The following is a 14,375-nucleotide window of genomic DNA, read 5'->3' as shown; positions in this document are numbered from 1 at the left end:
GTATATCGAATCTTAGACCGAGTAGTACATGTCGTACTCGACTGGATGCGGGGTCATTTCGAAGCGCATCACCTCAGCCATCTTCAACTCGATGTAGCTGTCGATCTGATCGTCGTCGAAGACGCCGCCGGCTTTCAGGAAGCCGCGATCCTTGTCGAGGCTCTGCAGCGCTTCGCGCAGCGAACCGCAGACGGTCGGGATCTTCTTCAGCTCCTTCGGCGGCAGGTCGTAGAGATCCTTGTCCATCGGCTGGCCGGGATGGATCTTGTTCTTGATGCCGTCGAGACCGGCCATCAGCATGGCGGCGAAAGCGAGGTAGGGGTTCGCGCCCGGATCGGGGAAGCGGACCTCGACGCGCTTGGACTTGGGCGATGAGCCGAACGGGATGCGGCAGGATGCCGAGCGGTTGCGCGCCGAATAGGCGAGCAGCACCGGCGCTTCGTAGCCCGGCACCAGACGCTTGTAGGAGTTTGTCAGTGGGTTGGTGAAGGCGTTGATCGCCTTGGCATGCTTGATGATGCCACCGATGTAGAACAGGCAGCTTTCCGACAGGCCGGCATATTCATTGCCGGCGAAGGTCGGCTTGCCGTTCTTCCAGATCGACTGGTGGACGTGCATGCCCGAACCATTGTCGCCGAAGATCGGCTTCGGCATGAAGGTGGCCGTCTTGCCGTAGGCGTTGGCGACCTGGTGCACGACATACTTGTAGATCAGCATCTTGTCGGCGTTGCGCACGAGCGTATCGAACTTGATGCCGAGTTCGTGCTGGGCGGCCGCCACCTCGTGGTGGTGCTTTTCGACCCGCACGCCCATTTCGGCGAGCACGGTCAGCATTTCCGAGCGCATATCCTGCGCGGAATCGATCGGCGGCACCGGGAAATAGCCGCCCTTGATGCGCGGACGGTGGCCGAGATTGCCGGTCTCGTAGTCGGTGTCGTCGTTCGACGGCAGTTCGGTGGAATCGAGCTTGAAGCCGGTGTTGTAAGGATCGGCCTTGTACTTCACGTCGTCGAAGACGAAGAATTCGGCTTCCGGGCCGACGAAGATCTGGTCGCCGATGCCTTCCGACTTCATGTAGGCCTCGGCCTTCTTGGCCGTGCCGCGCGGATCGCGGTTGTAGGATTCACCCGAAACCGGATCGAGGATGTCGCACAGGATGACCATGGTCGACTGCGCGAAGAACGGGTCCATGTGGACCGTGTCCGCATCGGGCATCAGCACCATGTCGGACTCGTTGATGGCCTTCCAGCCGGCAATCGAGGAGCCGTCGAACATGACGCCATCAGCGAACATGTCTTCCTCGACCTCGATGACATCCATCGTCACGTGTTGCAGCTTGCCCTTCGGGTCGGTGAAGCGCAGGTCGACGAATTTCACGTCGTTGTCCTTGATCTGCTTCATGATGTCTTTGGCTGTCGTCATGTCATGTATCCCTGTGTGATGACGTTTTTTGATGATGACGGTTTTTCAGGCGGATGGCCGGGTCGAATCAGACCGCGTCCATGCCGGTTTCGCCGGTGCGGATTCGCACGACTTCCTCGATGTTGGAGACGAAGATCTTGCCGTCGCCGATGCGGCCTGTCTGGGCCGCCTTGCGGATGGCTTCGATCGCACCTTCGACCGCGTCGTCGCCAAGCACGACCTCGATCTTCACCTTGGGCAGAAAATCGACGACATATTCGGCGCCGCGATAGAGTTCGGTATGGCCTTTCTGGCGCCCGAAGCCTTTGGCCTCGGTGACGGTGATGCCTTGCAGTCCGGCCTCCTGAAGCGCTTCCTTCACTTCGTCCAGCTTGAATGGCTTGATGATCGCTTCGATCTTTTTCATGTAAAAAGTGGCCTCCACTGCCAAAAAAACGGGTTGTGAACCCCCGCTTGCGCCTCCATCAAGCACGAACTGTGCCAATTGGACGGATTTGAAGCGGTCTCATACGATTTCAAAGCCGCGCCGCGCCGGGAAGCAAATTAGCGTCATTCACTGCATCAGGTGCGCCATGGGCCGCTGGAGCCACGAAGGAGCCAGCATGTGCGTCTGCACAATAATTAGGCATATCGCCTATTCAGCGGGCAGTTTTGTGCCTGCGACGCCCTCATTCCAACGATATGGCCGCAAAATTCGCCACTCCCCTTTGTTTGCTTCGGATCGAAAATTGGACAATGCTTGATCGAATGCGGATCGGCAATCCATGAGCAACGAACTTCTTTCCCCGGCCGAAATGAGTGAGGCCGATCGGCTGGCGATTGCCGCCGGTCCGCTCGATGGCTTCGGGCTGATGCGCCGTGCCGGCGAAGCGGTCGCGGCCGTGATCCTGGCGCGTTATCCCGCAGCGACGCGTGTCCATGTGCTGTGCGGCCCCGGCAACAATGGCGGCGATGGCTATGTCGTTGCCCGGTTGCTGGCCGGCAGCGGCGTAAGCACAACGATCTGGGCGAGCGGCACGCCGAGGCCGCAAAGCGATGCGGCGCTCGCCGCCGCGCAATGCCCGGTGAAACCTCGGCCACTGTCGGATTTTGCCGCCGAGGCCGGCTCGATTGTCGTCGACGCGCTTTACGGGGCAGGGCTGTCCAAGCCGCTGGCCGGCGATGCCGTGAAAGCCGTCGACACTGCAACAGCTCTGCGCCTGCCTGTGGTCGCGGTCGACCTGCCGTCGGGTGTCTCAGGAGCCAGCGGCGCAATATTGGGCAGGGCGTTTCACGCCGAGGTCACCGTCACCTTCGCGGGGCAAAAGCCCGGCCACTTGCTGCTCCCGGGACGAGAGCAATGTGGTGAAATCGTGCTCGCTGATATCGGCATAGGCGACGGCATCATCGCCCAACTCGCCGTGTCGACTTTTGAGAATGTGCCAGACCTGTGGTCGCGGGAATTTCCCGTGCCAGCGGTGGACACGCACAAATACAAGCGCGGCCATGTCGGCGTCTTTTCCGGCGGTCCGAGCGCCACCGGCGCGGCGCGGCTGTCGGCACTAGCCGCCGCGAGAAGCGGGGCAGGGGCGGTCACCGTGCTGTCGCCGGCCAATGCCATGCAGGTAAACGCTGCGCATCTCACCTCGATCATGCTGCGCAAGGCCGATGACAGCGTCGACATCGACTCGTTCATCGGCGAACGCCGGCCGTCGGCTTTTGTTCTCGGGCCCGGTTTCGGCATTGGCGAAAAGACGCGGCAATTTGCACTCGCGCTGCTCAGCCCTGCCCAGCCTAGCGGCACGTCAACCCGGATTGACGGCGTCGTGTTCGATGCCGACGCGATCACCTCTTTTCGCGAGGCGCCGGACGTCCTGTTCGAAGCTTCTCGCCAACCGGTTGCTCCGGGCCTGGTGATGACGCCGCACGAAGGGGAGTTCGCCAGGCTGTTTCCCGATATCGCCGATGACGTTGCGTCCTCCAAGCTCGACAAGGCCCGCGGAGCCGCCGTGCGTGCCAATGCCGTCATCGTCTACAAGGGCGCCGACACCGTCATCGCCGCTCCTGACGGCAGGGCGGCGATCAACGCCAACGGCGCGCCGTGGCTGGCCACCGCAGGGTCGGGCGACGTGCTGTCAGGCGTCATCGCCGGGCTGCTGGCGCAAGGCATGCCGGCCTTCGAAGCGGCCTGCGCCGGGGTGTGGATTCATGCCGAAGCCGGCAGCCGGTTCGGGCCGGGGCTGATCGCCGAGGATCTGCCGCCGGCGCTGGTGCCGGTGCTGCGCGACCTTGTCGAAGCACGTTCGGCCGCTCGATGAGCCGCGCCCTGGCTCTGATGCTCGCCACCCTCCTCGCTGTCTTCGTGGCGTCGGCAGCGCGCGCCGAAGGTCCTGTGACGATCGTTGATGATCCGGCGGTGCTCGCCGCACTTGATGCCAAGGGCTACGGCTTTGCCGATATTTTTGGCGCGGCGGGCGCGGGCGACCTGAAAGCTCTCTACGACAAGGCGCCGGCCTATCACGCTGTCGTCGACACTGTGGCGGCCGATGTCGCCGCGCTGCGCGCCGACATGAAGGCCGGCGGGCGGCCGCTCTACGAGGTCACCGACGGCAATGTCGGCCGCATCATGGACCTGCGCTGGCTGAAGACCGATGCAGCGCGCTCCCGGCTGGTCGGCGTCGTCAACCGGCTCGACCGTCGCGACTTCGCGGCCCTACTGGGTGACAAGAGCTGCGGCGAGGTGCGTTTCATCTACCGCCTTGCCTACAGTTTCCGCAAAAATGGCAAGCTGTTGGCGTCGCGTCTCCCGTTCAATTTCAACGCCGTCTACAGCGCGGCGCCCGATGCCGACGGCGGCTGCGTCGGTGTTGCCGGACGCTGGACGCCACAGCTTGACGAGACCGTTGATGCCGGCTGGCTGACCGGCGGACCGCTGGAGAAAGCCGGGCTGACCTTCAAGCAGCTGGAACTCAACGCGCAGGTGGTGCGCTTTCCCTCTGGCCAGGAAACCGAGTTCGGCGGCCAGGCCGCCTATCTCATGCGGATATTCGGCATCGATGGCGACGCCGTCAGCGAGAAGCCGCTGGAGAACACGCCTGACGCCGCACGGCTTTCGCAAGACGCGGCGCTGAAGGCAAGGCTCGCCGCCTATGTCAGCGCCAATCTGCCGGCCGTCGACGAAGGCGTCTACGAAATCCCCGACGAATTCCTGGCCAGGAAGGTCATCTCGTGTTCGACCTTCGGCAGCGCGCGGCAGGCCAACCACCCGTTCACGCCGCTGCTCCAGCCAGAGGAATTCGCATCGCTCGACTATTCCGGGCTCAAACTGCTGCGCACGCCAGAAGCTCTCGTCGAGCGGCTGGACAATGGCGCCTGCCAGGGTTGCCATCAGGCTGGTTCCACCGCCGGTTTCCATTTCATCGGCCTCGACGACAAGACGACCTCGCCGCTCAACCGCATCGAGGTCGGCATTTCGCCGCATCTTCACGCCGAGATACCGCGCCGTCAGGCCTGGCTGCGCGCCATGGCGCAAGGCAAGGAGCCGAACCGCTTCCGCCCGCTGTCCTTTGCACCACCGGCTGCCTGGACGGACGCCGGCGCGATCGACTACGCGCCGGCAGAGATGGCAATGCCGTGCCTGATGCCGGACGATGCCGCACGCTTCGGCAAGACTTGGCAGTGCGGCGGCGGCACCATCTGCACGCCGCTAGCCAGCGCTTCGGGTGTGCGGACGAAGCTGGCGCAATGCCTGCTGCCCAAGGACAGTCCCGACATGTTTTCCGGCCATCCCTGCCTGACCGGATCGATCGCCAGCAACGCAACGCAGCCTTTCAACGATCGCTTCAAAATATCAGGCCAGTTCGCGGCCTTTGCGCAGGATGTCTCGCGCGCTGCCTACACCTGCCGTCCGCCGAAGATCGGCGTGCCTGGCGGCATCGCTTATCGCGGCTGCGACGACAAGGACCGCGCCTTCGCGGGCTTCAAATCCGGCAAGCCGATGCCGAACGAGATCTGCGGGCTGGTCGGCGGCAAGAAATTCGACATCTGCGTGGCCACCAACAATTTCGACCAATGCCTTGGCGGCGCCATCAACCGCGGCAACCGGCCGGCCTGTTCGGCCGATCATTTCTGCCGCGAGGACTATATGTGCCAATCGCTGCCGCCCGATACGCCTGGCATCGGTAAGATCAAGGGAATCGGCTTCTGCTCGCCGACCTATTTCATCTTCCAGATGCGCATCGACAACCACGCGACGCCCTGGGGCAGTTCCGTCCGTGCCACCATGGGGGCAGGATTTGGCGCGGCGGAAGAGGAGTAGGTATCAGTCGCGGGTGACGGCGATCGGTGAAAAGGCGTCCCGCACTTGGGTCTCGTCGACATCAACGTGCGAGCATCGCCTTAGCGTTGAAGATAGTCCTCCATCTGCTCGGTCCACGTCTTGTTGAATTCCGCAATGTATCGTTCGGTGGCACTCGGGCTTAGCAGCGTCGAGAGGGCCGTGACGGCTATCGGCTGGATGTCGGGCGCTTCGGCATACCCAAGTGCCACCAGTCGCTGTGCCCATGATGGATGCGTCGACTTCCCGTCATCGGGACGTTCCCACGCTCTGTGGACGCAAGCGTCCAGGTAAGTCTGTTCCGACAACTGCCCGGCCGTCTGCAGAAGGCGGTCGAGTGGTGGCCGTGGTGGACGCATTGCTCCCCTCAGTTCAAGCCCCAAAGGGTCATACACCTTCTCCTTGAAGTGTACGTCTGCAGCCGCAACGAGCAACAGCGCACGCGCGGCTTGCTCGGCATTGCCAGACACTGCCGCATGACGATCCGCTTTGATCTCTGCTTCGCGTGAAAGCCGGATATCCTCCCGTTGAAACGATTCCGACAGCCAACCGATTGCAGCATGAAGCAGGCTGCCCGAAATCGTCGCTCCCGGAGGGGCGTACTCGAACACAAATCCGAAACTATTTTCGAACTCTGCGAGATTGAGGCCGCCATTGGTGTCTTTGTTGCGTAAATGGGCATCTTCATGAGCAAGAATCGCTGCAAGCGCCTTCTCATCGGTCACCGCCAGGAGGGGAATGCCGACGGTCAAGAACACGCGGCGACCCAAGCGTCCGAGAAGTGTGCGTTCTTCCCGTACGCTGGCGTTAAGGTCGTCTTCCAACGCAATCACGGTGCGTGCCGCACGGCGCGGGCCGGCAATTTCTTCCCAGTGCGCCCATAGGCCGGGTGCCTCGGTTCTGGGCACGCCCTTGACCTTGCGGCGCCGAAGTCCGGCAAACAAAGTGCCGAACAGGAATGCCGCCGCCGTGGTTGCGATCGGCATGGCAACAAATCCACTGGCGATAAACCAGATCGGATGGCTGTCGAGCAGTGACATCCAGACGCAGAAGATGATTGCTGCAGGGATCACGAAAAACAGCACGGCAAACCTGCCGAACCGCCGCCCTGCGCTGATGACCAGACGCGACATCAGCGCCTCACAGCGGGATGTTGTCGTGCTTCTTCCAGGGGTTTTGCATGTCCTTGTTGCGCAGCATCCGGAGCGCGCGCGCGATGCGGCGACGGGTCGAGTGCGGCATGATCACCTCATCGACATAGCCGCGCTCGGCGGCGACGAAGGGCGACAGGAAGCGATCTTCGTAAGCCTTTGTATGGGCTGCGATCTTTTCAGCATCACCGATGTCCTTGCGGTAGATGATCTCGACCGCGCCCCTGGCGCCCATCACGGCGATCTGCGCCGTCGGCCAGGCATAGTTCATGTCGCCGCGCAGATGCTTTGACGCCATCACGTCATAGGCGCCGCCATACGCCTTGCGGGTGATGACGGTGATCTTCGGCACGGTGGCCTCGGCATAAGCGAACAGGAGTTTCGCCCCATGCTTGATCAGCCCGCCATATTCCTGCGCCGTGCCGGGCAGGAAGCCCGGAACATCGACGAAGGTGACGATCGGGATTGAGAAGCAGTCGCAGAAGCGCACGAAACGCGCCGCCTTGCGGCTGGCGTCTGAATCGAGCACGCCGGCCAGCACCATCGGCTGGTTGGCGACGAAGCCGACAGTGCGGCCCTCGACCCGTCCGAACCCGGTGACGATGTTCTTGGCGAAATTCTGCTGGATCTCGAAGAAGTCGCCTTCGTCGGCAACTTTAAGGATCAACTCCTTGATGTCGTACGGCTTGTTGGCGTTGTCGGGAATCAGCCGGTCGAGCGACTGATCATGGTCGGTCACCGACTGATAGCATTCGATCTCCGGAAGCTCCGATGTGTTGGAGGCGGGCAGCAGGTCGACCAGCCGGCGCATCTGCAGCAGCGCCTCGACGTCATTGTCATAGGCGCCGTCGGCGATCGAGGATTTCGTCGTGTGCACCGAGGCACCRCCAAGGCTCTCGGCGGTCACCGTCTCGTTGGTGACGGTCTTCACCACATCCGGTCCGGTGACGAACATGTAGGAGGTGTCGCGCACCATGAAGATGAAGTCGGTCATCGCCGGCGAATAGACGTCGCCGCCGGCGCAGGGGCCCATGATCAGCGAAATCTGCGGAATGACACCGGAGGCGAGCACGTTGCGCTGAAAGATCTCGGCATAGCCGCCCAGTGCGGCCACGCCTTCCTGGATACGCGCGCCGCCGGCATCGTAGAGGCCGATGATCGGCGCGCGGTTGCGCAGCGCCATCTCCTGCACCTTGATGACCTTTTCGGCATGCGCTTCCGACAGCGAACCGCCAAACACGGTGAAGTCCTTGGCGAAGAGATAGACCGGGCGGCCGTTGACGGTGCCCCAGCCGGTGACCACACCGTCGCCGGCGATCTTGGTCTTCTCCATGCCGAAATCGGTCGAGCGGTGTTCGACATACATGTCGAACTCCTCGAACGAGCCCTCGTCGAGAAACACCTCGATGCGTTCGCGCGCGGTGAGTTTGCCCTTCTTGTGCTGTGCATCGATGCGGGCCTGGCCGCCGCCCATGCGGGCGATGTCACGGCGGCGCTCGAGTTCTTTCAGCACGTCCTTCATCGGTTACCTCCCAAGCCAGCGGCATTTCGTGGTAATCGTGCGGGCGGGCGAGCGCAAGGACCGCTTGCGCCGTGGTTTTGTTGCGCTGCAGCATGACGGCCCTTGCATTTGACCGCGAACTGGGCCATATGCGGCGACATAGGCGCTTGGGCCGGGAACAATCCGGCCTTCTCGACAAATGAGACTGGTTGCGTCTGTTTTCCCTCTTTCCGGTATATCGGCCCCTCTTTCCGGTAAATCACAAAGTGGCGAAAAAGCCCCGTGGCATGATGCCTGCGGGCACGACAGCGCAGCCGAGTGGACGAAACCGTCCGCCCGCCTTGTCGTTCCATGACAATTTATCCGACGGCAGGTTGCGCCCTGCCGCCATTGATGTTTGCGGCCAGAGGCCGCGTGAAAGAAGAATATTTTGACCAACGAAAACACTTTGCTTGCTGATAAAACTGGGGAACTCTCCGGTTTCGCAGCACTGGGAATTACGGGTGCGCTGCTCAAGGCGACCCATGCCGCCGGCTTTACCGATCCGAAGCCGATCCAGGCGCAGGCGATCCCGCCGCAGATGGAAGGCCGTGACATTTTCGGCATCGCCCAGACCGGTTCCGGCAAGACGGCTGCCTTCGCGCTGCCCATCCTGTCGAAGATCATCGCTCTCGGCACCAAGCGGCGGCCGAAGACGGCGCGTGCGCTGATCCTGGCGCCGACGCGCGAACTTGCCGTGCAGATCGAGGACACCATCAAGATCCTCGCCAAGGGCGCGCATGTCTCGACCGCACTTGTGCTGGGTGGCGTCTCGCGCTTCAGCCAGGTGAAGAAGGTCGCGCCCGGCGTCGACATCCTGATCGCAACGCCCGGTCGCCTGACCGATCTGGTGCGCGAGGGCGACCTCATGCTTGCCGACACCAAATGGCTGGTGCTGGACGAGGGCGACCGCATGCTCGACATGGGCTTCATCAACGACGTCAAGCGCATCGCCAAGGCGACCGCGCCCGACCGTCAGACGGTGCTGTTCTCTGCGACCATGCCCAATGAAATCGCCGAGCTGGCCAAGGGTCTGCTGAAGAACCCGATCCGCGTCGAAGTCGCGCCGCAAAGCACCGCGGCCGCCGAGATCGTGCAGGGCGTCGTCTTTGCCCGCACCAAGCAGAAGCGCCAGGTGCTGTCGACGATGCTCGCCGACGAGGCAATGAAGTCCGTCATCATCTTTTCGCGCACCAAGCACGGTGCCGACAGGGTGACCAAGGACCTCGAGCGCGACGGCTTCAAGGCCGCCGTCATTCACGGCAACAAGTCGCAGAATGCCCGTCAGAAGGCGCTGAACGATTTCCGTGAGGGCTCGGTGCGCATTCTGGTGGCTACCGACATTGCGGCGCGCGGCATCGATGTGCCAGGAATCAGCCATGTCGTGAATTTCGACCTGCCGGACGAAGCCGAAAGCTATGTCCACCGCATCGGCCGGACCGGCCGCAACGGCATGGACGGCATTGCCATCACGCTTTGCGATCCTTCGGAGAACAGCAAGCTGCGTCAGGTCGAGCGCATCATCCGCACAAAGCTTCCGATCGTTGCCGACCATCTCGGCAGCCCTGATCCGCTGCGCAATCCGGCTGAAAAGAACGAGCGCTTCGAGCCCGCCAATGACCGCAACGACCGCAACGGTCGTCGTGACGGCAGGCGACCGGGTGGCGAGAACAAGGGTAACGGCTTCGGCAAGAAGCGCTTCGGCGACAAGCCGGCCTTCGCTGGCGAGCGCAAGCCGGAAGGCGCCAAGCCTTTCAAGGGCAACAACAAGCGCCGCTTCGGCGGCAAGCGTCCGGCGGCGCGGGCTGCGTAAGCCTGACAGCGTTTTGGTCGGCCAAGCTTAGGCTGGCTGATTGCCGTGACCGACAAGGAAAGGGCGGCCGAAGCGATGCTTCGGTCGCCCTTTTCGTTAGGAGGCTATTTGGCTACCGCCTCGACCCAGACGGCGATCCTTTGCGCGAGATAGGCCGTGGTCGATGGCGACAGTGCGTCGCCGGCGATGACGTGATGGTCGGGATCGCCAGTGTCGTCGACCGGGACCAGTTCATGCGGCGCGCCCCAGCGCCCGGCGATTTCGCGGGTGCGGTCCTCGCGCACCACCCTGTCGGAATCGGAAAAGATGAATAGGGCAGGGATGGTCGCCTTTTCCACCGGCGCGGCGTAGGCGAGCTCCGTCAGCGCCGCCATCGGCAGTGTCGCGGCCATCGGATATTTGTGCGTCCAGAATTTCTCGTGCAGGGCGTTACGGGTCGGAAAGCTGCGTTCCTTGCCGCCGACAAGCTCGGCAATCTGCTTGCCCCAGGGCATGGTCAGCAGTTCGGCGCCGGACGCCCTGACGCCGAAATTCGGCGAGATGAACGCGATCGCCGCCACCCCGTCCGATGCGCCCGGCTGCGTTGCAGCCCATGTCGCCAGCGAGCCGCCTGTCGAGGTCGAGATGACGATCACCTTGTCGCCAATCGCCCTGCCGATGGCGAGTGCCTCCTCATAGTCGTTGATCCAGGCATTGACGCTGCCTTGCGTCATCGCCGCGCCGTCCTGCCCGTGACCGGTAAGGCGGGTGTAGAACAGATTGGCGTCGAGTTGGTCGGCCACCTCGTCCGACAGCGGGCGGACCTCGCCCTTCGATGCGGAAAAGCCGTGGATATAGACAATCGATAGCGGCGTCCTGGCATGCACCATCGGATTGGCCCAGACGATCTCTTTCTCCAGACCCTCACGGATTCCGGGTATGGCGGCCTCTGTCTTCGCCACATAGGCCTGCGGATCGTCGCCGATGACCGAGGGATCGAAACGGATCGTGGTGTCGACGGGTACGCGCGGGCCAAACACGAAAGCCAGTGCGAGGACAACGACAAGGCCAAGCACAGCAAGCACGATCCGTCGCCCCATCGCAGACTCCAAAGAACAATTTCTCAACCTATGGCGACGGTCACTATCGGGCAACGCCATGCCCCGGAGAGGGAGCCTGCCAATCTCGATGGCGTTCTATTCGCTTTGGGGCTTCCGGTCGTAGTGCAGCGGCCGCGCCTTCCAGTTGGTCATCAGGCCGATCACCCCTCTGCACAGCGGCCTCGGCAGCAGGCTGAGCACTTTCAGGGGCCAGCTTAGCCGGCGCGGGAAGGTGACTTCGAAGCCGCCGGACTTGATGCCCCGCGCCATGCGGCGCGTCGCGCGGCTGACTGGCATCAGCCCCGGCATCGGCAGCATGTTCTTCTCTGTAAGAGCGGTGTCGATGAAGCCCGGGTTGATCACCTGGACACGCACATTCATCTTGTCGAAGTCGTATTTCAGCGACTCGGCCAGGATGTTGATCGCCGCCTTGGTGCCGCCATAGGCGGCCGTGGTCGGCCAGCCGAAATAGGCGGTGACCGAGCCGACCAGCACGACATGGCCGCGTGCCCGCACACGCATGCGCTGGATGACCGGCACCAGGCCGTTGATGATGCCGAAATAGTTCACATCGAAGGACCGGCGAAAGTCGTTGACGACAAGATTCTCACCCGGCGTCGAAATGTAGTTCCCGGCATTGAAGACGGCGAGCACGATAGGCCCGAGTTCCTTCTCGATCGTGGCGACCGTCCTTGCCATGCGCGGCTCGTCGGTGACATCACAGGGAAAGGCCGTGACACTGCCCGGCATCTGCGCGGTTTCGACGACAAGCGTGTCGATCGGATCGTCGTCGAGCGCCGTCACCGCGACGGTATAGCCCTGGGCAGCAAGATCCCTGGCCAGCGAACGGCCAATGCCGCTGCTGCCGCCCGTGATCCAGGCGACGCCGTGCTTCGGATTGGCCCGATAGAGTGTCATGCTGCGCCCTGTCGACTTGCTCGTACCTTGCTCTAGCGATGAAGAAATCGAATGAAAAGAGTGCTTTCATCACAGTGAGGAAATGAACTGTGGCGCATGAAGGCGATATTGAGAAGCGTCGGCCGCGATAACAATGCCGCAAATGCGACTGGTCCAGACAAATTCTTGCCTTGAAACCGAAGCTTCGGGTTTCTACGGTTTCGGCACAGCTGCACAAGGAATCCTGAATGCCCCGTTCTGTGATCGACGCGATCGGCAACACGCCTCTGATCCGCCTCAACAAAGCGTCTGAACAAACCGGCTGCGAGATCCTGGGCAAGGCCGAGTTCATGAATCCAGGCCAGTCGGTCAAGGATCGCGCCGGCTTGTTCATCATCCGCGACGCCGAGCAGCGCGGGCTGCTGAAGCCCGGCGGTGTGATCGTCGAGGGAACGGCCGGCAATACCGGTATCGGGCTGACGCTGGTCGCCAAGGCGCTGGGATACCGCACGGTCATCGTCATTCCAGACACGCAGAGCCAGGAAAAGAAGGACACCATCAGACTGCTCGGCGCCGAGCTGATCGAGGTGCCTGCGGTACCTTACAAGAATCCCAACAATTACGTGAAATTGTCGGGGCGGCTGGCCGAGCAGATGGCGCGGACGGAGCCGAACGGCGCCATCTGGGCCAACCAGTTCGACAATGTCGCCAACCGTGACGGCCATATCCGCACCACGGCGGAAGAGATCTGGAACCAGACCGGCGGCAAGGTCGACGGCTTTGTCTCGGCGGTCGGCTCGGGTGGAACGCTGGCCGGCGTCGCCTTCGGATTGAGGGCCAGGCGCGAGGACGTCAAGATCGCGCTCGCCGATCCGCTGGGAGCCGCGCTCTACAGTTTCTACACCAGCGGTGAGTTGAAGTCCGAAGGCAGCTCGATCACTGAAGGCATCGGGCAGGGGCGCATCACCGCCAATCTCGATGGCTTCACGCCGGATTTTTCGTTCCAGATCCCGGACGAAGATGCGCTGCCGATCGTCTTCGACCTGATCCAGGAAGAAGGACTTTGCGTCGGCGGCTCGACCGGCATCAACATTGCCGGCGCGATCCGGCTGGCGCGCGAACTGGGCCCCGGCCACACCGTCGTGACTGTTCTTTGCGACTATGGCACGCGCTATCAATCGAAGCTGTTCAACCCGGAATTCCTGCGCGAGAAGAACCTGCCGATACCGGGCTGGATGGAGCAGCGGAGCACGATTTCTGTGCCGTTCGAAAAGGTCGGTTGATGGCGCACAGGACCGAAGCGCTGTTTCGCGACGACGCCTATCTGCGGACAGCGGACGCCACAATCATTGCCGTCAACGACCGCGGCGGCATCATTTTCGACCGGACGATCTTCTACGCCACATCGGGCGGCCAGCCGGGCGATATCGGTCATCTGGAGCGCGCCGACGGCAGCCGCATCGCCATCGCCGCCACCATTACGGGCGAGACCAAGGACGAGATCATCCATGTCCCGGCGTTGGAGCAGAGGGTTCTAGAGGTCGGTGAACGCTTGAGCCTGGCGATCGACTGGGAGCGCCGGCATCTTTTGATGCGCATGCACGCGGCCTGCCACCTGCTCACTGTGGTCTGCCCGTTCCCGATCACCGGTGCGTCCGTTTCCGAGGATGACAGCCGCGTCGATTTCGATATTCCCGACGCCAGCTTCACCAGGGAAGACGTAACGGCGAGCCTGATGGATCTGGTGCGGGCCGATCACCCGATCTTCACCAGGCTGATCAGCGACGAAGAACTGGCCGCCAACCCGGGCCTGGTGAAATCCAAGAATGTCCGGCCGCCGATTGGCACCGGTAAGATCCGCCTGGTCTGCATCGGTGACAACGCTTCGGTCGATAGCCAGCCCTGTGGCGGCACCCATGTCAAAAGCACCGGTGAGGTCGGCGAAATCCATATCGGCAAGATCGAGAAGAAGGGCCGTGAAAACAGACGCTTCCGCATCCGCTTCGGCCCGATGCCGGCGACCTGATGCATGTCGCCCAAGAAAGTGGCCTCGATGTTGGGTCAACGACATGCATGAGAACAAAGACTTAAGCGCGTCGCTTGAATCCGCTTCAACGCGACGCACTTTAATTGGACAATCACCGCCAAACGGCGAGCA

At 62.4% G+C, this 14,375-nt stretch carries 11 protein-coding genes; 5 read left to right on the top strand and 6 right to left on the bottom strand.

Features of this window, described 5'->3' with window-relative positions; genetic code table 11:
- Positions 1-12: 12 nt before the first annotated feature.
- Both glnA and AC1D0I_RS21630 read right to left on the bottom strand, forming a co-directional pair.
- On the bottom strand, positions 13-1,422 hold the full coding sequence (glnA, locus tag AC1D0I_RS21635) for a type I glutamate--ammonia ligase (protein WP_095091650.1): 1,410 nt from the start codon (positions 1,420-1,422) through the stop codon (positions 13-15).
- Positions 1,423-1,489: 67 nt separating this feature from the next.
- Positions 1,490-1,828 (bottom strand): P-II family nitrogen regulator, encoded by a 339-nt coding sequence (locus AC1D0I_RS21630; RefSeq protein ID WP_006205430.1) that lies wholly within the window; start codon positions 1,826-1,828, stop codon positions 1,490-1,492.
- Positions 1,829-2,186: 358 nt separating this feature from the next.
- On the opposite strand from AC1D0I_RS21630, the gene AC1D0I_RS21625 reads away from it, so the two are divergent.
- Positions 2,187-3,719, top strand: coding sequence for an NAD(P)H-hydrate dehydratase (locus AC1D0I_RS21625; protein ID WP_477397599.1), 1,533 nt, complete (start codon positions 2,187-2,189; stop codon positions 3,717-3,719).
- Positions 3,716-5,719, top strand: coding sequence for a hypothetical protein (locus AC1D0I_RS21620; RefSeq protein ID WP_477397597.1), 2,004 nt, complete (start codon positions 3,716-3,718; stop codon positions 5,717-5,719). The genes AC1D0I_RS21625 and AC1D0I_RS21620 overlap by 4 nt, the downstream gene beginning before the upstream one ends.
- An 80-nt stretch (positions 5,720-5,799) precedes the next feature.
- Here AC1D0I_RS21620 and AC1D0I_RS21615 read toward each other — a convergent pair whose 3' ends face one another.
- On the bottom strand, positions 5,800-6,870 hold the full coding sequence (locus tag AC1D0I_RS21615; RefSeq protein WP_477397595.1) for a M48 family metallopeptidase: 1,071 nt from the start codon (positions 6,868-6,870) through the stop codon (positions 5,800-5,802).
- A 7-nt stretch (positions 6,871-6,877) separates the two neighbouring features.
- Positions 6,878-8,410, bottom strand: coding sequence for an acyl-CoA carboxylase subunit beta (locus tag AC1D0I_RS21610; RefSeq protein WP_095091646.1), 1,533 nt, complete (start codon positions 8,408-8,410; stop codon positions 6,878-6,880).
- 409 nt (positions 8,411-8,819) lie between these two features.
- Here AC1D0I_RS21610 and AC1D0I_RS21605 point away from each other — a divergent pair, with 409 nt between their 5' ends.
- Entirely contained in the window at positions 8,820-10,241 is a 1,422-nt protein-coding gene (locus AC1D0I_RS21605; protein WP_477397593.1) for a DEAD/DEAH box helicase, read from the top strand.
- Between the two features lie 104 nt (positions 10,242-10,345).
- Here the strand turns inward: AC1D0I_RS21605 and AC1D0I_RS21600 are convergent, their stop codons facing one another.
- Together AC1D0I_RS21600 and AC1D0I_RS21595 are read right to left on the bottom strand one after the other, a co-directional pair.
- Positions 10,346-11,320 carry an alpha/beta hydrolase gene (locus AC1D0I_RS21600; RefSeq protein WP_477397591.1) on the bottom strand — a complete coding sequence of 325 codons (975 nt, stop codon included), beginning with the start codon at positions 11,318-11,320 and terminating at the stop codon, positions 10,346-10,348.
- A 96-nt stretch (positions 11,321-11,416) separates the two neighbouring features.
- A complete protein-coding gene (locus AC1D0I_RS21595; protein WP_095091643.1) occupies positions 11,417-12,238 on the bottom strand; it encodes an SDR family oxidoreductase in 822 nt (273 codons plus the stop codon).
- Between the two features lie 227 nt (positions 12,239-12,465).
- Between AC1D0I_RS21595 and AC1D0I_RS21590 the strand changes: the two genes are divergently transcribed.
- Both AC1D0I_RS21590 and AC1D0I_RS21585 read left to right on the top strand, forming a co-directional pair.
- On the top strand, positions 12,466-13,500 hold the full coding sequence (locus AC1D0I_RS21590) for a cysteine synthase A (RefSeq protein ID WP_477397589.1): 1,035 nt from the start codon (positions 12,466-12,468) through the stop codon (positions 13,498-13,500).
- Positions 13,500-14,243, top strand: coding sequence for an alanyl-tRNA editing protein (locus AC1D0I_RS21585; protein WP_477397587.1), 744 nt, complete (start codon positions 13,500-13,502; stop codon positions 14,241-14,243). The genes AC1D0I_RS21590 and AC1D0I_RS21585 overlap by 1 nt, the downstream gene beginning before the upstream one ends.
- Positions 14,244-14,375: the final 132 nt, after the last annotated feature.

This window comes from Mesorhizobium sp. P2_D1 (genome assembly GCF_056404455.1).
This window is presented reverse-complemented; position numbering and strand designations above follow the sequence as displayed.